Consider the following 18,176-nt stretch of genomic DNA (forward strand, 5'->3'; position numbering starts at 1 on the left):
TTCGGTGGGGAGTCCCGGGGGCGGCGCGGTGGGACCGCGCTGCCCCCGGGCTACAGGGAGTGTGCTGATTCAGACCGTTCGGTGGGAAGTCCCGGGAGCGGTGCTGCAGGGACTGAGGGTGTGGTAGTCTGGATAAGGCTTAAAAATCCATTTTCACCGTAAACTGCACTTCACGCGGGTCACCAATCTGGTTACCGAGGTTATTGGTGCCGATAGATGACGTGTAATAGGTTTTATCGAACAGGTTCTTCACGTTAACCTGCAGAGTGACCGGATATTGCAGCTTCATCTTATAGGCCGCGAACACATCCGCTACCGCATAGCCCTGCAGATAATAATCCGCGCCGTTGGTGCCGGAACGCTTGCTGACTGCCCGACCGCCGCCGCCAACCGTCAGGGTATTGCTGTCGTAGACGTTATGAATGTCATAGCTCAGGAACAGCGAACCGGTGTGCTTCGGCACGTTCGGCAGCGGTTTGCCCTGGTAATCCGGATCATCGGTAACTTTCGCGTCGGTATAGCCGTAGCTGGCGATCACGCTCAGATTATCGGTCAACGACCCAGCCACATCCACTTCAACGCCGCGCGAGCGGACTTTACCGGCGGTTTTCGCAATGGTTTCATCGCCCACCGCTTCGGTATAGAGGACGTTGCGCTTATCAATATCGAACAGCGCGATATTGGCGGTAACACCGTTGAACAGCTCAAACTTCGCGCCTAATTCGTAGGAAGTGGACTCTTCCGGCGGCAGGTTGCCAATATAGCTGGCGATAGAGGACTGCGGCATAAACGACTGCGCCACGTTACCAAACAGCGAGACGGACGGCGTCAGCTTGTAGACCAGGCCAACTTTCGGCGTCCATTTCTGATCGCTGCTGTCGGTGTTGACGTTAAATGGGCGGCCCTTACCGGCATATTGGGTGTAATACTGATAGCGTACCCCGGCAACGGCAATCCACTTATCTGTCAGATAGAGCGCGTCCTGAACGTAGCCCGCATAGCTCTCCTGCTGAATACGCTGGTCGCTATCGGATGCCGAAACGCTGGAGCACTTGTCGACCGTGCCGTAGACCGGATTATAGATATTGAACCCTTTCACGTTCTTACAGCGGATCATATCGGTACGCAGCAGATCGTAATTCTCGTACGCCAGGCCGGTGAGGATCTCGTTGTAGAAACCGCCTATCACCACGTTACCCTGCAAATCCGCCCGCGTGGAGTGCATTTTCTGCGTTGAACCGTGGGTGGCGTCGACGCGGCGGGTCAGGTCTCCGGTCGCTGAATCATAGGCCATCACGCGGGCCTGGTTATCGTTGTAGTGATCCTGGCTGTAGCTGTAGTCAAAGCGCGCGGTCCAGGCATCGCTCAGGCGGTATTCCGCATTTAGCTGTGCGAGGTCGGAATAACCGTCGGTGATGTTAAACGGTTCATCAAAACGCGTTTTGCGATCGACGTTAACCGCATGGCCGGTGTTCAGATCGAAGATAGTGCCGCGATCGAACGGGGTGCTGTAGTTACGGTGTGAATACGAAACGTTAACCGTCGCCTGTTCGCCGAACCAGGTCAGGGAAGGGTTGATAAAGCTGCTCTTCTCTTTGCCAAAATTGCGCCAGTAGTCTTCATTCTGATATTCGCCAATCACCCGGTATGCCAGCTGCGTCCCTTCAATGGGGCCGGTAACGTCAAACTGACCGGTGCCGCCGCCAAAGCTGGTGGACGTAGCGGAAACAGAGCCGCCGAAGGTGCGCTCCGGGCGCTTGGTGACGACGTTTATCAAGCCGCCGGGGTCGAGAATACCGTATAGCGTTGAGGCCGGGCCTTTCAGCACTTCGACCCGCTCGGTGGCGGCGGTAAAGCTGCGCGGCAGCACGGTGCGCAGTCCGTTAGTCATGATTGAGCCATCGCGGTTAGAACCGAAACCGCGGCGGCTAAAGGCGTCCTGGGTGCCGCCTAACGTATTGGTTTGTACGACGTTAGCAACGTTATACAGCGCCTCATCAAGATTGGTGACGTGCTGATCTTCCAGCACTTTATCGCTCACGGTATTGACCACCTGCGGAATATCCAGCATCGGCATCGAGGTCAGCGTGGCGGTTGAGGTACTGACCGGCTGATAGCCGCTAGTGGCGTTCTGCTGCGCGCCGTCAGCTACCACTGTAATCGTCTCGTCAGCGGTTTTTTTTGTTTTATCGGCGCTATTTTCTGCCGCCAATAATCCCGGTGAGGTTAAAAAAATCAGTGAAAAAAGCGCACGCCCTTTTAATGCCGAAAAAGGGACATTCAATTGAGTCATTTTCTTGTTTCTCGTGAACGAACCTCGCCTTTGCGGGAGGTAAAGCCAATAAAATCATTGCCCTGGAAAATAGATCTATCTGTTTTTCACGCTATCCTGCGTCCAGATATGTAATTGAGAATCATTCAATCACGAAGAAATGTAGTAGTAAACGTTATGTAAGATAAAAAATCAGCAAAAATAATAATCAATGAATTAGCCGTGTCAGGGAGCGATGATTTTCTTTTATTTCATTGTTTTTACTAACTATTAAATCTAATTCTTGTTGTGTGGTTTTTGGTGGTTACTCATCGTAGCCTACGTGATAATAGGGTATTGACTACTACATTCATCCACCGCATGATCAAAAGAGAATGAGATTTATTTTTGTTTGAGTGCGGAACGTGCGGGCCAGGCGCCACGCCGTTGGGCGCGGGAGCGAGTTATGCCACAGCGGGTGTTGCCTGCAGAGCAGGGGATCGTCCTTGATTCCCTGTCGGCCGGATATGGCCAGACGCTAATTGTCGATAATATTCATCTGACCATCCCCCACGGGAAAATGACGGTACTGGCCGGAGCCAACGGCTCGGGTAAGTCGACGCTGCTGTCGACCATCGCCCGGATGCTTAAGCCGCTGGGCGGCTGTGTACGTCTGGACGGTGAGGTGATTCACCAGATGCCGACCCGGGAGGTTTCCCGCCGCTTGGGTATTCTGCCGCAGTCGCCGCTGACCCCCGAAGGGCTGACGGTTTTTGAACTGGTCTCTCGCGGTCGCTACCCCTGGCAGGGGCTGATGCGTCAATGGTCCGACGCCGATGAAAGGGCCGTAGAAGAGGCGCTCCGGCTTACCGGTACCGCCGAATTCGCCCATTTACCGGTTGATAGCCTCTCCGGCGGTCAGCGCCAGCGCTGCTGGATTGCGATGGCCCTCGCGCAGCAAACGGCGACTATTCTGCTGGATGAACCTACTACCTGGCTCGACCTGCGCTATCAGGTCGATATCCTCGAATTACTGCAAACCTTAACCCGCGAACATGGTCGCACCGTAGTAACCGTTCTGCACGACCTGAATTTTGCGGTGAACTATGCCGACACGCTGGTATTTCTCAAAAAAGGGCAGATCGCCGGGGTGATTAGTGAAGAAGATGTTTGTACCCCAGAGCTGATTAAAACCGTCTTTGACGTTGATGTGCAGATGTCGTTTAACCCGCAGACGGATAAACCCTTCTTCATGCCGTTTCGCGTTCGCGAGGAGAGCGCTTTATGAGCGCCTCTGCGCTGCTCCTGCATCGCCGACAATCCAGGCCCCGGCTGGCGCTGGTACTGCTGAGTCTGTTGCTGCTTGGCGGTTCGCTGGTGCATCTCGGGCTCGGCGCGCGCTGGATTGCGCCGCAAACGGTGATTCAGGCGCTTTTTCATTACGATCCGCGCAACTTCGATCACCGCATTATTGTTGATTTACGCCTGGTACGCCTGGCGGCAGCGCTGCTGACCGGTGCGGCGCTTGGTGTGGCGGGCCTGCTGCTGCAAACCGTGATCCGCAACCCGCTGGGCGAGCCGCATATTCTTGGCCTGAACGCCGGAGCCTCGTTGGCGGTGGTGGCAACTTCGGCGCTGGGAATTAGCCTCGGCGGTGTGGCGTTAGCCAGGCCCCTGACCGCGGCTTGCGGCGCAGCGCTGCTGTTTGGCGGGGTGATGCTGCTGTCGTCCTCCGGGCGCGGCGGGGTGACGCCGCTGCGCATTACCCTGTGCGGGGTAGCGCTGTCGGCGTTTGCCTCGGCGGTGACAGCGGCAATTCTGATCCTCGATGAACAAACGCTGCTGGCGATGCGCACCTGGCTGGCGGGCGATCTGGCTGGCCTTAGCTGGCAAACGCTGCGCTCCGCGCTGCTCCCCGCACTGGCGGGGCTGACGATTGCGCTGGTGCTGGCACCGCGCCTGAACGTGCTGGCGCTGGGCGATAAGGTTGCGCTTGGGCTGGGTGTGAAGATTGTGCAGACCCGGCTGCTGGGGCTGGCCGCCATTGCTTTACTGTGCGGTTCCGCGGTGGCGGTAGCCGGGCCGATTGGCTTTGTTGGCCTGGTGGTGCCGCATGTGGTGCGTCGTTTGGTGACTGAAGATATTCGCCTGGCGCTGCCGCTGGCCGCGCCGGTTGGCGCGCTGGTGCTGCTGTTAGCAGATATCGCCGCCCGCACGCTGGTGGCTCCTCAGGAGCTGGCCACCGGGGCGATGACCGCGCTGGTCGGCGCGCCGGTATTTATTTTTATCGCCGCGAGGTTCTTTAAATGAAGAGCGCCGCCCATCGTGCCGGGTTTCGTCTATTTACTGCCGGTTCTTATCGGTTGCTGCTGCGCCCGGTGGCGCTGAGAATCGCTGGCGTATTGTTGCTGGTGATCCTGCTGCTGGCGCTATTCGGCTTGACCCGCGGTAGCTTCCCCATGCCTTCCGGAACTTTATTTCGTGCGCTGCTGGCCCCGGAAAACGTGGCCGAGCAGCAACGCTTTATTTTGTTTGATATCCGCCTGCCGAGGCTATTTATGGCGCTTTTGTGCGGAGCGATGCTCGGGCTGGCCGGAGCGGCGATGCAGAGCATTACCCGCAACGGCCTGGCGGATCCCGGGCTTATCGGTGTGAAAGAGGGGGCCAGCATTGTGGTGCTGGCGCTGGTGCTGTTCTTCCCGGCTGTGGGACTCGTCTGGCGGCCGCTGGCTGGGATGCTCGGCGGTGTGCTGGTGGCGCTGCTGGTTCTGCTGCTGGCCCGCGACTGCTCGCGGCCGCGCTTTATTCTGATCGGTATTGGCGTGTCGTGGACGCTGGCGGCAGCGGTTGGCATTTTCATGACCACCGCAGACGTGCGTGACGTGCAGACCGCGATGATCTGGCTGGCGGGCAGTCTACATGCGGCGACATGGCCGCTGCTGATTGTGGCTTTTTGCTGGGCGCTGCCGGGGGCGCTGATTCTGTTTCTTACCGCCCGGGCCGCTGATGCGGCGCTGCTGGGCGACCGTACCGCCATCGGCCTCGGCGTGCGTTTGCAACAATTGACTCTGCTGCGCTTTTTCGCGCCGGTACTGCTGACTTCCGCCAGCGTTTCCTGCGTCGGCAGCCTGGGTTTTGTGGGCCTGATGGCACCACATATGGCGCGTTTTTTACTGCGCGGCGGCCAGGTAGCGCTGCTCAGCGGCAGCGCGTTGATTGGCGCGCTGCTGGTATTACTCACCGATACTATTGGTCGCCTGGCTTTTGCTCCGCTACAAATTCCGGCGGGAATTGTGATTGCCCTTGTCGGCTGCCCGTTTTTTATTGTGCTGCTTTGGCGTCGTCGTAACGCCTTGTAAATCAGAAGGATTGCTATGCGCTGGTTCATTTCTCTGCTGGTCTTAATGGCGGCGGTCGCCACGGCGGCCGATACGCAAACGTTCACCGACGATTTAGGTCGCACGGTGACCGTTCCGCTGCATCCGCAGCGCATTGTGTCGATGCACGATCTGGATATCACCATTCCGCTGATCGAGCTTGGGGTGCCGCCGGTCGCCAGCCACGGACGGACCCGTCCTGACGGCAGCCATTTTCTCCGCTCCAGCGCGCAGTTAACCGGGATCGATTTCGATAACAGCGCGATTCAGTTTATCGGCACGGCGGATATCGACCTTGAAGCCGTCGCCGCCGCAAAGCCGGATTTAATCATCACCGAGAACAGCCGCCACGTTTCGGTTGAACAACTGGAGAAGATTGCCCCGACGGTGAGCATTGACCACCTGCAGGGCAGCGCGCCGCGCATTTATAGCAAGCTCGCACAGTTGACCGGCACCCAGCCGCGGCTGGCGATCCTCGAACGTCGCTATCAGGAGCAGATTAAGCAGTTGAAGGCGACGGTGGATACGCAAAAGATTGTCGTGTCGGTGATTCAGGCCAATAACGGCAAGGTTACTGTGCATCACTCTTATCATGCGCTGGGACGCGTGCTGCGCGATGCCGGGTTCCGCTTCCCGCCGTTTATAGACAAGATTTCTGATGGTCAGCGCATTGACGTCAGCGCCGAACAGCTGCCGGAGCTGGATGCCGATTTCGTGTTTGCCACCTGGCGCTCCGACACCGGTGGTAAGCCACAGGACGAACTGCAGGCGATGGAGGGCGTGATGCCGGGCTGGTGCGACTTTATGCGCGCTTGCCGCACCGGGCGCTACATTCTGCTACCGCGTGAGGATGTTATTTCTAACTCGTTTGCCGCGTTAACGCTGATGGTCGCCCAGGTGCAGTCGCATATTGCCGGGCGACCGCTGCCTGAGGGATTGAAATGAAAACGGCAATAAAGAGAGAGAGGGGACGGGTTGACCTGTTCGGCGAGCGTTTTCGCGCCCGCGCGCATCAGTTGTCGCCGCGTCTGCGGGCGGTGGTCAGCTACATCAATGATAACCGCGAAGTAGTGCTGGAGCGCACGGCCATGGAGATAGCCACCGCGACGAACACCTCAGATGCCACGGTGGTGCGGGCGATTCAGGCGCTGGGTTTTGCCGGGCTGCGTGAATTAAAGCAGACCATGGAACGCTGGTTTGGCCCGTCGGTGACCTCTTCGGAAAAAATGCTCTCGACGGTGAGTGAGCTCTCCAGCGATATCAATTCAAGTATTGATTTCGTGCTGGAGGGGCATCAGCGGGCCTGCGAGGTACTCTCTCGTCCTGATAACCGCGCGGCGGTGGCTCAGGCGGTGGCGTTGCTCACCGATGCGCGCCAGGTGGGGATTTTTGGTATCGGCGCGTCGGGCATTCTGGCGGAGTATACCGCCCGGCTGCTGAGCCGCATTGGTCTGCCTTCGTACGTGATGAATCGCACCGGATTTAGCCTTGCCGAGCAGCTAATCAGCCTGCAGCGGGGCGACGTGCTGATTATGATGGGACAAAAATCACCGCATCGGGAGGGAATGACCACCCTGCGTGAAGCTCGCCGACTGGGGATCCCGACCATTCTGCTCACCCAGGCGGTGGATTCCCGCTTTAGCCAGGAAGCGCAGGTGGTTATCGACGTGCCGCGCGGCGGCGACAATGGACGGGTACCGCTGCACGGTACGGTGCTGGTGTGCCTGGAGATGATCGTGCTGTCGGTGGCTTCCACCGCGCCGCAAAAGACGGTGAAATCGATGAAGCGGATCAATGAATTGCATCGGGCTATTGGTAAGTCTGGCGGTAAACGAAGCTAAATAGAAGATAATTCACCGCCGGGAAGGTTTCCGGTTGCATGCTCTGCTGACTCTGTGTATTTTTATGCAAAATAAATGCATAAAACGGGGTTGTTATGGTTAAGAATTGGATGAAAGCGTGCTGCCTGATGGCAGCGCTGATTGGCACCGCTCAGGCGGCCCAGCAAACTTACGTAGTCGGCTCCGGCGGAACCTATCGTCCGTTTGAGTTTGAAAACAGCCAGAAACAGCTGGAAGGTTTTGATATCGACATCATCAAAGCGATTGCGAAAGCGGAAGATTTTGATATCAAACTGATTAACACCCCGTGGGAAGGGATCTTCGCCACCCTGGGCACCGGCGACCGCGACATTATTATCTCCGGGATCACCATCACCGATAAGCGCAAGCAGATGGTTGATTTCTCCGCCCCGTACTTCCCGGCTGAACAGTCCATCGTGGTTCCTGCAGACTCTAAAGTCACTTCACTGGAAGCGCTGAAAAGCGAGAAAGTCGGGGTGGTGAACTCCAGCACCGGCGATATCGTGGTTTCCGACGTGTTGGGTAAAAACAGTACCTCAATCAAGCGCTTTGATAACACCCCGCTGATGCTGCAGGAGCTGTTTGAAGACGGCGTGAGCGCGGCGGTAGGCGATGTTGGCGTGGTGAAATACTACATCAAGCAGCACCCGGAGAAGCAGTTCAAACTGGTGCCGGACGCCAAATTTGAACGTCAGTATTTCGGCATTGCGGTAGCGAAAGGCAACAGTGAACTGCAGGCGAAAATCAACGCCGGTTTACAGAAAATCGTTGCTGATGGCACCTACGCCAAAATCTATAAAACCTGGTTCGACGAGAACGTTCCGACGCTGCCAGCACAATAATCTGTATTTTTGTTTTCATCACGGCTATCGACATTAACGATAGCCGTATTTTTTAGGGAAGGGTTATGACGGGATTCCGTTGGGAGATCATCGAGGAGTACGGTCCGCTGTTTATGGACGGTGCCCTGATGACCATTAAATGTACCATTATCTGCGTGATCCTCGGCACCCTGTGGGGTCTGACCCTCGGTCTGGGGCGAATGGCGAAAGCCGAGCACGGGGTGTGGAAATACGTTCTGCGTTACCTGGTACAGTTTCCGGTGCGCTTTTACGTCAGCGCGTTTCGCGGTACGCCGCTGTTCGTGCAAATTATGGTGGTGCACTTTGCGCTGGTGCCGCTGTTTATCAACCCGCGCGATGGGTTGCTGGTCACCAGCGGCATGATGAGCGCTGATTTCGCCCGCGAGCTGCGCTCCAACTATGGCGCGTTTCTCTCCTGTATCGTGGCGATAACGCTCAACGCCGGGGCCTATGTTTCCGAAATCTTCCGCGCCGGTATCCAGTCTATCGATAAAGGACAGATGGAAGCCTCCCGCGCGCTGGGGATGCCGTGGTGGAAAACCATGCGCCAGGTCATTCTGCCGCAGGCGTTTCGCCGCATTCTGCCGCCGCTCGGTAACAACGCCATCGCCATTGTTAAAGACTCCTCGCTGGCTTCAGCCATCGGTCTGGCGGATCTGGCCTACGCTGCGCGTACCGTTTCCGGCGCTTACGCCACCTACTGGGAACCCTACCTGACCATCTCACTGGTCTACTGGGTTATTACTTTCCTGCTGGCGCAGCTGGTTAATCGTCTGGAAAAGAGGTTTGGCAAAAGTGATTCGCATTCATAATTTACACAAGCGCTTCGGCGACAGCCATGTTCTGCGCGGCATCAGCTGCGATATCAAACCGCAGGAAGTGGTCTGCATTATCGGGCCGTCGGGTTCGGGAAAAAGTACCTTTCTGCGCTGCATGAACGCGCTGGAAACCGTCAGCGAAGGCGAAGTTGAGGTGAACGGTTTTGCCGCCCACGATCGCGCCACTGACATTAATAAGATGCGCGAAAGCGTCGGTATGGTCTTTCAGCGTTTCAATCTGTTCCCGCATAAAACGGTGCTGGAAAACCTGATTATGGCGCCGATGAGCCTGCGCGGTATGGCGCGGGCGGAAGCGGTTCATCTGGCGGAAGAGCTGCTGGCGAAGGTAGGGCTGAGCGACAAACGCGACGCCTGGCCCTCCAGCCTCTCCGGCGGGCAGCAGCAGCGCGTAGCCATTGCCCGTGCGCTGGCGATGAAGCCGTCGATCATGTTGTTCGATGAGCCGACCTCGGCGCTGGATCCGGAGCTGGTGGGCGATGTGCTGGAGGTGATGAAAAACCTCGCCAGCGAAGGGATGACCATGGTCATTGTGACTCATGAAATGGGCTTTGCCCGCGAAGTGGCCGACCGGGTTATCTTTATCGATCAGGGGATTATTCAGGAAGAGGGCAAACCGGCGCAGATCTTTAGCGCGCCGACTAATCCGCGCACCGCTGAGTTTCTGAGTAAAGTGCTGTAATGGCCTTCAGCCCCGGCGGGCGCTATGCCGCCGGGGTACTATCTGAATGAGTTTGTTGCTTATTCCATGGAGGACACTGATGTTAAGGAAAGTTTTCGTCCCGCCGGTTTTACTGCTGCTGTTTGTGCTTTTCGATCTGTTGATTGCCGGGCGCGAGTTCTGGGCGTGGCGGCCACTCTATTTCGGCCTTGCGCTGATCCCTCTTATCATTAGCGCGGTTATCGTCCTCGGGACGCTGTGCCAGTTTCGCACCCACCATACCACCCTGAATCCGCTTAGAGCGCAAGAGACCACGACCCTGATGACCGACGGCTGGTTTCGCTATTCGCGCAATCCAATCTATCTGGCGATGACTGGCGTACAGCTGGCCCTGATTATTCTCAGCGGCAAACCGCTACTGTTGCTGACGCTGCCGTTGTTTATCTATTTGCTGACCGTGCTGCATATCCGCCCGGAAGAAGCGGAAATGGCCCGCCTCTTTCCTCGCCAGTGGCCGGAGTATGCGCGTAAAGTGCGGCGCTGGTTGTAGGATTACCAGCTCCGAAAGTCGCTGATTTTCGAAGCCGGGAGATACAAACTACCGTGCGACTTCGCTAATATCGTCTATCTCTTCTTCGCGTTCACGTGCATCCGCCAGCAGCGCTTTTTCGCTTTTGCCGAAGCACTGAATCAGCAGGAACAGCGCGCCGCTGGCAAACAGCGTTATCACCAGACCATCATAGCCCGCGACGCTAATCAGCAGGCTGCTGACCACCGGACCTGCGACGCTGCCCGCAGACCAGAAAAAACCCAGCAGAGCGTTGATCATTATCAGCTTCTGTCCGGAGAAGGTTTTCCCGGCGCGAACCAGCGATAGCGTGTAGAGTGCGCCCGCCGCGGCTCCCAGAATCATACAGCCAACAATAAGCTGAATATTTGACGCCAGCAGGAACGGTAAGGCCAGTAGGGCGAGGCAGAAAACGACCGCGCAGATTAAATGCACGCGGCGGATGCCGAAGCGGTCGGCAATCCAGCCCAACGGAGCCTGGAAAACGGCATCGCCGGTGAGTACCACCGTGACCAGCAGCACCGCCATCACTTCATTTAGCCCTTTATCCATACCGTAGAGCGGCAGCAGCGCCAGAATGCTGGCATCAAAGAACGCAAAGCAGAACACGCCGGAAGCCAGTACCGGTAAAAAAGCGCCAAGGCTGCGCCAGCTGGCGTGTTCGGCGAGTCGTTCGCGGCTACCTGTCGGCAAATGACGTAGCATCAGCAGGCAGGCCACGGTGATGCCGCCAATGACCAACAGGGCCCACGGCTGATAGTCTGGCCCGGCGGAAATCAATAATGGTCCAGCCAACTGACAGCCGGTAAAGGCGGAGGCATAAATTCCGGTTAAGGTCGCCCGATTTTTGCCCGCCGCGCCGCCGGTGATCCAGCTTTCGCCAATAACGATAATGACCCCTGAAGCGAGACCGGTAACCAGCCTCGGTAGCAGGAGATGAACGATATCAAAAGAGAGGCAGGAGGCGATCGTCGCCACCGCCAGCGCCACCAGGCTGACCGAGAGCAGAAGGCCCATCTCAAAGCGTCGGCACAGCGCAGGTGAGAGGAAGGAGGAGATCATCATCCCCGCTGGCGGTAGTGCGGCCAGCAGGCCGACGTAGACGGTATCAATCTGCTGTTGCGCCAGCTCAAGACTGATTAAAGGCACCGTATAGCCGGTGATAAATCCCACTAATGAAGCGGCCATGATCATCGCCAGCGTGGGGGCAAGGCGACTCTGGTCTGGGTTGAACATTTTATTCCCGATAACGGAAGTCTGAAGAGTGAATTATTCGGCAAAAGGCCAGTATAGCTGCATAATAATTAATCGCACGCCTTATGTCACCGTTGATATGACTACAAAAAAATGCAGTGCTGGCGGAATGCAGTGGGAATGGGCGTTGGCACCGGATTTTTCGGAAGTTGTCAGCGGGCAGGCGAAAGGATATAACCAATAAGATGGTCGATAACCTATAACCGCGAATTATTGAATAAAACACTGGTTCAGCGCTGATGCTGTACAGGAAAGGAGTAAGACATGGCAGTATCCCCTTCACTGATCGCCGAGGCCATCCGCTGGCGACGTGATTTTCATGCTTGCCCTGAACTGGGATACCAGGAACAGGAAACCTCGCGGCGTATTGCTGAATTACTCACTTCATTTGGACTTCAGGTCCATAGCGGGCTGGCGGGGACTGGGGTCGTCGCGACGCTGGAGAATGGTCCCGGGCCGGTGATTGGCCTGCGGGCTGATATGGACGCGCTGCCGATAACCGAGCAGGGCGACGTCAGCTATAAATCGCGTAATCCTGGCGTGATGCACGCCTGCGGTCACGATGGGCATAGTGCGATGCTGCTGGCGACGGCGGCGCATCTGGCGCAAACTCGCCGCTTTCGCGGCACCGTTCATTTTGTGTTTCAGCCCGCAGAGGAGAATCTTGGCGGCGCACGTAAAATGGTAGAGGAGGGGCTGTTTGAGCGCTTCCCGATGGACGCTATCTACGCGTTACATAACTGGCCGGGTATGCCGCTGGGCCAGGTAGCGATTAACAGCGGGGCGATGATGGCCTCCCTTGATGCGTTTGAAATTACCCTGACCGGGAAAAGCTGTCATGCGGCGATGCCGGAACGCGGGGCGGACCCGATTGTCGCCGCGGCACAGTTAATTATGGCGCTCCAAACGATTCCTTCGCGTCGTCTGTCGCCGCAGGAGTCGACGGTGGTCAGCATTACCCAGATTGTTGGCGGGGAGGCGATTAACGTTCTGCCGGACAAAGTGGTGCTGCGCGGAACCTTCCGCTGCCTGAATAATCAGGTGCGCGAGCGGGTGAGGGGGCTAATTGAGAGCTATGTCGCCGCCCAGCCGCAGGTATCTGACGTCGAAGGAAACATCTCCTGGTATCCGGGTTATCCGGTGACGACTAACGATCCTGTTGAAGCGCAAAAGGTTTGCGATGTGGCGACCGCTCTGCTGGGGGAATCTGCGGTGAGCTGGAACGGAAATCCATCAATGGCATCGGAGGATTTTGCCTGCATGCTGGAAGCCTGTCCTGGAGCCTATTTCTGGATTGGCACCGACGGCGAGACGGCCTCGAAGCCTCTGCACAATGCCGGATATGATTTCAATGATGAACTGATCCCACACGGCGTAACGCTGTGGACGGCGCTGGTGGAAAAGCTGCTGGCTTAAGATGCCTTTCCCGGAGGCGGTGCTGCGCACCTGTCCGGACCACCAGATGCCTGCACAATCGGTAGCCCGGCAGGCGCATTGCGCCGCCCCCGGGGGCAAAAGTGGATACGCAGGGAGAAATATCCTTCTCCCTACGTCGTTTTATACGTTAACCGCCGCTTTCAGGCGGGCTTTCATCTCGCTATAGCTTGTCCAGGCGTACTGCTCGGCCCAGCGCTGATCCTCAATCGCTTCCACCTTCACCGCGCAATATTTGGTTTCCGGCGTTTTTGAGATCGGGTCGAGGTTATCCTGAGTCAGCTCGTTACAGGCACCTATCCACCACTGATAGGTCATATACACGGCGCCTGCGTTAATACGATCGCTAATGTCAGCGCGGGTGATCACCTTGCCACGTCGCGAACTAACCCACACCAGCTGTTGGTCGGCGATACCGAGTTTCTGTGCGTCGGCGCGGTTGATTTGCACCCGACCCGGTTCGTCGGCGAGCGACTGCAAGGCCGCACAGTTACCGGTCATCGAACGGCAGGAGTAATGCCCGACTTCGCGAACGGTGCACAGCACCAGCGGATATTCTTCATCCGGCGTCTCGGCAGGAGCGCGCCACGGTGCGGCAAACAGCTGGCCTTTACCGGTTGGCGTATCAAAGTGATTATCTTTATACAGCCATGGCGTGCCGGGGTGATCCAGCGTCGGACACGGCCACTGCACGTGGTTCATATCACCCATTTTTTCATAAGTGACGCCATAGAACAGCGGGCAGAGCTCGCGCATTTCGTCCCAGATCTGCTGGTTATTGTCGTAATGCATCGGATAGCCCATTTCGCTGGCCAGCAGGCTAATGATTTCCCAGTCGCGTTTCACGTTGCCGGTGGCAATAATCGCCTGCTCGAAACGCTGGAAACCGCGGTCGGCGCAGGTAAAGACGCCACCGTGTTCGCCCCAGGAGGTAGCGGGCAACAGCACATCGGCGATTTCGGCGGTTTTGGTCATAAAGATATCCTGCACCACCACAAAATCGAGCGCTTCGATACCTTTGCGCACCAGGCCCAGATCGGCCTCGGTCTGTAGCGGGTCTTCGCCCATGATGTAGTAGGCTTTGATCTCGCCGGTGAGCGCCTTGTGTGGTACTTCGGTGATACGCGTTCCGACCTTATCGTCCATCATCGACGGGTTAATACCCCAGGCTTTGGCGAATTTAGCGCGAACGCTGGCGTCGGTGACATCCTGATAGCCGGGGAACATATTGGGTAACACGCCCATATCACAGGCGCCCTGGACGTTGTTTTGCCCGCGCACAGGTCCCACGCCGACGTTAGTGCGCCCCAGGTTGCCGGTTAGCAGCGCGAGGCTCGCCAGCCCTCTGACCACATCCACTGCCTGACCAAACTGGGTCACGCCCATGCCCCACATAATGGTGGCGGAAGGTGCGGCAGCAAATATGCGCATCGCCTGGCGAATCTCATTTGCCGGAACGCCGACTATCGCTTCTACGGCTTCGGGAGAATAGTCTTTAACCATTTCACGATAGGCGTCCAGCCCTTCGGTAAAGCGGTCGACATAATCGTGGTTATACAGATCCTCTTCCAGCAGGACGTGAGCGAAGGCGTTGACCAGCGCCATATTGCTGCCGTTATTAAGTTGCAGATGGCGATCGGCAATGCGGGCGGTTTCGATACGGCGCGGGTCGCAGACGATGATTTTCGCGCCGTTTTCGCGGGCTTTAATCACCCGACGGGCGACAATAGGGTGGGAGTCGGCGCAGTTGTAGCCGAATACCAGCAGGCATTTCGAGTTTTCGATATCGCTAATCGAGTTGCTCATCGCACCGTTGCCAAGCGCCAGCTGAAGACCGGCGACCGACGGGCCGTGGCAAACGCGGGCGCAGCAGTCGACGTTATTGGTGTTGAGCACCCCACGGGCGAATTTTTGCATCACATAGTTAGTTTCATTGCCGGTACCACCGGATGAGCCGGTGGTCATAATGGCACGCGGACCATGTTTTTCTTTTATTTCACGCAGTTTTTTTGCCGTGTAGCGGATAGCTTCATCCCAGCTGACCGGGGTGAATTTACCGCCTTTCTGGTAGCGAATCATCGGTTGCTGCAGGCGTGGCGTCAGCAGTTGCGTATCGTTGAGGAAATCCCAGCCGTAGTAGCCTTTGAGGCATAGCTGATTTTGGTTAGTCACACCATCGGCCGCTTCGGCGCGGATAATTTTATTGTTATCGACGACCAGCTTTAGTTTGCAACCGGCCCCGCAGTAAGGGCAAACGCTCGTGATTTTTTTCATCAGTAACAGACCTGTTAACAGAGAATAAACAACATTGGACAGACCGGGCCCGGCCCGCCTTTGTCAGGGCGTCATAAGCCAGCGCACCAGCAGATGACGGAAGCGTTATGCATACGCTGTGCCAAAACTTAACGTTATGATTTAATAGGGAATAGGTGGCTGGACAGGCGAGGGTGGTAATGATGTCGACACTAATGACGATGACATGACGCCCGGTTGGGCGTCATTAAGGGGTTGGTCAGGCCAGCTTCAACCGTAGCTGCGCGAGAGTCTCTGCGGGTAATCCCACCTCCTCAGCAGCGGTGCAAATGGCCTGCCAGCTCCCGGCATCCAGCGGAATACCCTGCGCCAGACGCTCCTGACGGTTGGCTTCTTCCCACTCGCCAGGCGCGAGAATCGGCGTCTCCGGGTCGTGCGGCGACTGTTTGCACCAGTCAATAAATGCTTCGGTCTCACGCTGCATATCCGGCGCATCGAAAGCGTCAGGGCTGAGAATAATGGTTGTCATACAGTTAAAAATCGCGTCAACGCTGCCCTGCAGATTCTCTTTATGCGAGGTTTTCCCACCGGATACCGCGCCGCCGATAACTTCACACAGCGTCGCCAGCGCATAGCCTTTATGCTCGGCAAAAGTCAGCAGCGCGCCGAGCGGTGAAGTCTGCATCACTGCGGGGTCGGTGGTGGGAACGCCCTGAGCGTCAATCAATGAACCTGGCGGTACCGGAACGCCTTTGTGCCACGCGACGCGGGTCTTACCAAAGGCGATGGCGCTGGTGGCATAATCCAGCAGCAGCGGAGGATGACCTTCGCGCGGGAACACCACGCACAGCGGGTTGGTACCGAAGCGGCTGTCTTTGCCGCGGAACGGCGCGACCATAATGTTGCCGACAACGTTCACGAAGTGAATAGAGATCATTCCGGCGGCGGCGCACTGTTCTGCCCAGTAGCCGATGCGGCCTATGTGGTGCGCGTTACGCAGTGCGACGGCGGCCATGCCGTGCTGTTTCGCTTTTTCGATGCCCATCTGCATGGCTTCATGGGCCACCACCTGGCCGAACCCACCGTTGCCATCCAGCGTGACGACGGCTCCTGCATCTTTCATCACGCTGGCGTGACGGTTGAGCTGTAAATAGCCCAGCGCGTGGGAACGTACGTAGCTCGGGATCATGCCGACACCGTGAGAGTCATGTCCGGCAAGGTTGGCGGCAATCAGATGGTCGGCAATAAGCGATGCTTCGGTGGGAGAGCTTCCCATATGGCTGAAAAGTGTTTTAACAAACTGATGCAGATCCGTGGCCTGGAAGCGATGTCCTGTTTGCACTGATTCTCTCCTGTTACGGTGTCGTGGGTTATTGTTTTATTGTGTTTGCGTTTCCATGCTGCTCTCCGGACCGGAGAAGATCAAGGTTTGTACGTTGCAGGGAAGAAATGAACTGAGGGGGAGGGAACAGAGTTGAGGCCCGGAAGTCTGGTTGTGATGTTAAGAATCATTATTATAAAAATCACATAATAAATATTACCTATCGAGCATGATGGGGATATAAAAGAGAGCGCAACAATGAATATCAGTGCATTTTTTCTGATGACCATCGCTATTTTACTGCTGGGAATATCAGTCTATAGCTTGCTAAGCTATATTAAAGAACGCCGTGCTAAACGTTTTCGCCCTTTTCGCCAGCGATAAGGGTGCTATCGAAAGGCGGGCTAGCCCGCCTTATTATAATTGTCGCGCCATGTTTTCGGTGAGGCATGATATTTCTCACGGAACTGCTTACTGAATAATGGATGACTGACAAAACCACAAATCCATGAAATCTGCTCAATGCGCAGCTGAAGATTATTTTCCAGCATTTCCCGCGCCGCCTCCAGACGTATATCCCTGATTAGCGCCATCACCGAAGTCTTCTGCTCATTAAAGGCTCTGTCAAGACTGGCTCGCGAACAACGAAGGCTTTGCGTCAGTGCTTCCGGCGAAAGGCTATGTTGATGATAGTTCTGCAAAATAAAGGACTTCGCGCCATTATAAAGATGGCTCAGTTTGCCTGGGATAAATAAGCCTTTTTCTTTGGCGACGTCGGCTAGCATAATGAATGCCATATTATGCAGCCCATCAACAATGGTCGCCGTCTCTTTAGTCGAAAGCGTTGCGGATTGCGCGTCCAGCAATAGCATATGTGATTTTAGAAAACTCGCGAGGTGATGATTTTCTAAAGAGACCATCGGGCTGTTTAGTTTTCCGCTAAAAACCTCGTTAATCTTATCGCTACGAGGAATGACATATAGTTGCTTTACGTCATTACATTGATAGTGGTAATAGTCGTTACGTTGATGAACAATTAACATTCCCTCGTTCACCTGCGACGTAACAGACTCTTTTCGACCACGAATGATTTGGTTACCCTGAACGATCAGCGAAATATAGATCGAGGATTCTGCCGCCTGATGTGGGTCGAATATTGTTTCGTTTCTTGAGCCCATTGCACTACAATAATCTCCGTTAACGCCAGAGATGGTTTTATGCCTGGCAATAATCTCTTCCGGTCGTCGATTGTTAACAACCTCGATACCGTAGCAATTAATATTCTGCGAGAGCTTTTGATAGCGCTCTTCGGGCGCGATATCCGCCGCGCTTAAAACATGTGGAACGTACAGCGCCGTAGGTCTGGACATGGTTGTCTCTTATCCCAAGGTGACGGTTGCAAGTGGGTCGTTTTATCCTCCGATTATAAGATTAATCTTAGTAAAAACCAGCGTGTGGGCGTTTTTTTACATTTCTCAGGTGTCCGGCATGCAACG

General features: G+C 56.1%; 16 protein-coding genes. 11 read left to right on the top strand and 5 right to left on the bottom strand.

The window, feature by feature from the left end; genetic code table 11:
* Positions 1-139 precede the first annotated feature (139 nt).
* A complete protein-coding gene (locus DA718_RS12175) occupies positions 140-2,212 on the bottom strand; it encodes a TonB-dependent siderophore receptor (protein WP_112213504.1) in 2,073 nt (690 codons plus the stop codon).
* 505 nt (positions 2,213-2,717) lie between these two features.
* Between DA718_RS12175 and DA718_RS12180 the strand changes: the two genes are divergently transcribed.
* The 9 genes from DA718_RS12180 to DA718_RS12225 all read left to right on the top strand — a co-directional run bounded on the left by DA718_RS12180 (position 2,718) and on the right by DA718_RS12225 (position 10,400).
* On the top strand, positions 2,718-3,539 hold the full coding sequence (locus DA718_RS12180; RefSeq protein WP_112213454.1) for an ABC transporter ATP-binding protein: 822 nt from the start codon (positions 2,718-2,720) through the stop codon (positions 3,537-3,539).
* Complete coding sequence (locus tag DA718_RS12185) at positions 3,536-4,561, top strand: FecCD family ABC transporter permease (RefSeq protein WP_112213455.1); 1,026 nt, start codon at positions 3,536-3,538, stop codon at positions 4,559-4,561. Before DA718_RS12180 ends, DA718_RS12185 begins: the two co-directional genes overlap by 4 nt.
* Complete coding sequence (locus DA718_RS12190) at positions 4,558-5,610, top strand: FecCD family ABC transporter permease (protein WP_112213456.1); 1,053 nt, start codon at positions 4,558-4,560, stop codon at positions 5,608-5,610. The genes DA718_RS12185 and DA718_RS12190 overlap by 4 nt, the downstream gene beginning before the upstream one ends.
* A gap of 15 nt (positions 5,611-5,625) precedes the next feature.
* Positions 5,626-6,573 carry an ABC transporter substrate-binding protein gene (locus DA718_RS12195; RefSeq protein WP_112213457.1) on the top strand — a complete coding sequence of 316 codons (948 nt, stop codon included), beginning with the start codon at positions 5,626-5,628 and terminating at the stop codon, positions 6,571-6,573.
* The gene (locus DA718_RS12200; protein WP_110277275.1) at positions 6,570-7,469 is read left to right on the top strand and encodes a MurR/RpiR family transcriptional regulator; all 900 of its coding nucleotides are present in this window, start codon (positions 6,570-6,572) and stop codon (positions 7,467-7,469) included. The genes DA718_RS12195 and DA718_RS12200 overlap by 4 nt, the downstream gene beginning before the upstream one ends.
* Before the next feature lie 95 nt (positions 7,470-7,564).
* The gene (locus DA718_RS12210) at positions 7,565-8,332 is read left to right on the top strand and encodes a basic amino acid ABC transporter substrate-binding protein (protein ID WP_112213458.1); all 768 of its coding nucleotides are present in this window, start codon (positions 7,565-7,567) and stop codon (positions 8,330-8,332) included.
* 65 nt (positions 8,333-8,397) lie between these two features.
* Positions 8,398-9,165 (top strand): amino acid ABC transporter permease, encoded by a 768-nt coding sequence (locus DA718_RS12215; protein ID WP_004102832.1) that lies wholly within the window; start codon positions 8,398-8,400, stop codon positions 9,163-9,165.
* Positions 9,149-9,871, top strand: coding sequence for an amino acid ABC transporter ATP-binding protein (locus DA718_RS12220; protein ID WP_112213505.1), 723 nt, complete (start codon positions 9,149-9,151; stop codon positions 9,869-9,871). Before DA718_RS12215 ends, DA718_RS12220 begins: the two co-directional genes overlap by 17 nt.
* 79 nt (positions 9,872-9,950) lie before the next feature.
* Positions 9,951-10,400 carry a methyltransferase family protein gene (locus tag DA718_RS12225; RefSeq protein ID WP_167492757.1) on the top strand — a complete coding sequence of 150 codons (450 nt, stop codon included), beginning with the start codon at positions 9,951-9,953 and terminating at the stop codon, positions 10,398-10,400.
* Between the two features lie 48 nt (positions 10,401-10,448).
* Here the strand turns inward: DA718_RS12225 and DA718_RS12230 are convergent, their stop codons facing one another.
* Entirely contained in the window at positions 10,449-11,654 is a 1,206-nt protein-coding gene (locus tag DA718_RS12230) for an MFS transporter (RefSeq protein ID WP_112213460.1), read from the bottom strand.
* Positions 11,655-11,936: 282 nt separating this feature from the next.
* Between DA718_RS12230 and DA718_RS12235 the strand changes: the two genes are divergently transcribed.
* Positions 11,937-13,088 carry a M20 aminoacylase family protein gene (locus DA718_RS12235; protein ID WP_112213461.1) on the top strand — a complete coding sequence of 384 codons (1,152 nt, stop codon included), beginning with the start codon at positions 11,937-11,939 and terminating at the stop codon, positions 13,086-13,088.
* A gap of 141 nt (positions 13,089-13,229) precedes the next feature.
* On the opposite strand, the gene fdhF is transcribed toward DA718_RS12235, so the two are convergent.
* Together fdhF and DA718_RS12245 are read right to left on the bottom strand one after the other, a co-directional pair.
* Entirely contained in the window at positions 13,230-15,380 is a 2,151-nt protein-coding gene (fdhF, locus tag DA718_RS12240; RefSeq protein WP_112213462.1) for a formate dehydrogenase subunit alpha, read from the bottom strand.
* A 238-nt stretch (positions 15,381-15,618) separates the two neighbouring features.
* Positions 15,619-16,701: a malate/lactate/ureidoglycolate dehydrogenase gene (locus tag DA718_RS12245; protein WP_112213463.1), complete on the bottom strand. Its 1,083-nt coding sequence runs from the start codon at positions 16,699-16,701 to the stop codon at positions 15,619-15,621.
* Between the two features lie 237 nt (positions 16,702-16,938).
* On the opposite strand from DA718_RS12245, the gene DA718_RS30275 reads away from it, so the two are divergent.
* On the top strand, positions 16,939-17,064 hold the full coding sequence (locus DA718_RS30275; protein ID WP_227015994.1) for a small membrane protein: 126 nt from the start codon (positions 16,939-16,941) through the stop codon (positions 17,062-17,064).
* 20 nt (positions 17,065-17,084) lie between these two features.
* Here DA718_RS30275 and DA718_RS12250 read toward each other — a convergent pair whose 3' ends face one another.
* Positions 17,085-18,050 carry a helix-turn-helix domain-containing protein gene (locus DA718_RS12250; RefSeq protein ID WP_112213464.1) on the bottom strand — a complete coding sequence of 322 codons (966 nt, stop codon included), beginning with the start codon at positions 18,048-18,050 and terminating at the stop codon, positions 17,085-17,087.
* Positions 18,051-18,176 lie beyond the last annotated feature (126 nt).

The organism is Klebsiella huaxiensis, from assembly GCF_003261575.2.
Taxonomy (GTDB): domain Bacteria; phylum Pseudomonadota; class Gammaproteobacteria; order Enterobacterales; family Enterobacteriaceae; genus Klebsiella; species Klebsiella huaxiensis.

Excerpts from the sequence above, each read along its gene's own strand:
- DA718_RS12180 (WP_112213454.1), top strand. The coding sequence starts at position 2,718 with ATGCCACAGCGGGTGTTGCCTGCAGAGCAGGGGATCGTCCTTGATTCC.
- DA718_RS12185 (WP_112213455.1), top strand. The coding sequence starts at position 3,536 with ATGAGCGCCTCTGCGCTGCTCCTGCATCGCCGACAATCCAGGCCCCGG.
- DA718_RS12190 (WP_112213456.1), top strand. The coding sequence starts at position 4,558 with ATGAAGAGCGCCGCCCATCGTGCCGGGTTTCGTCTATTTACTGCCGGT.
- DA718_RS12195 (WP_112213457.1), top strand. The coding sequence starts at position 5,626 with ATGCGCTGGTTCATTTCTCTGCTGGTCTTAATGGCGGCGGTCGCCACG.
- DA718_RS12200 (WP_110277275.1), top strand. The coding sequence starts at position 6,570 with ATGAAAACGGCAATAAAGAGAGAGAGGGGACGGGTTGACCTGTTCGGC.
- DA718_RS12210 (WP_112213458.1), top strand. The coding sequence starts at position 7,565 with ATGGTTAAGAATTGGATGAAAGCGTGCTGCCTGATGGCAGCGCTGATT.
- DA718_RS12215 (WP_004102832.1), top strand. The coding sequence starts at position 8,398 with ATGACGGGATTCCGTTGGGAGATCATCGAGGAGTACGGTCCGCTGTTT.
- DA718_RS12225 (WP_167492757.1), top strand. The coding sequence starts at position 9,951 with ATGTTAAGGAAAGTTTTCGTCCCGCCGGTTTTACTGCTGCTGTTTGTG.
- DA718_RS12230 (WP_112213460.1), bottom strand. The coding sequence starts at position 11,654 with ATGTTCAACCCAGACCAGAGTCGCCTTGCCCCCACGCTGGCGATGATC.
- DA718_RS12235 (WP_112213461.1), top strand. The coding sequence starts at position 11,937 with ATGGCAGTATCCCCTTCACTGATCGCCGAGGCCATCCGCTGGCGACGT.
- fdhF (WP_112213462.1), bottom strand. The coding sequence starts at position 15,380 with ATGAAAAAAATCACGAGCGTTTGCCCTTACTGCGGGGCCGGTTGCAAA.
- DA718_RS30275 (WP_227015994.1), top strand. The coding sequence starts at position 16,939 with ATGAATATCAGTGCATTTTTTCTGATGACCATCGCTATTTTACTGCTG.
- DA718_RS12250 (WP_112213464.1), bottom strand. The coding sequence starts at position 18,050 with ATGTCCAGACCTACGGCGCTGTACGTTCCACATGTTTTAAGCGCGGCG.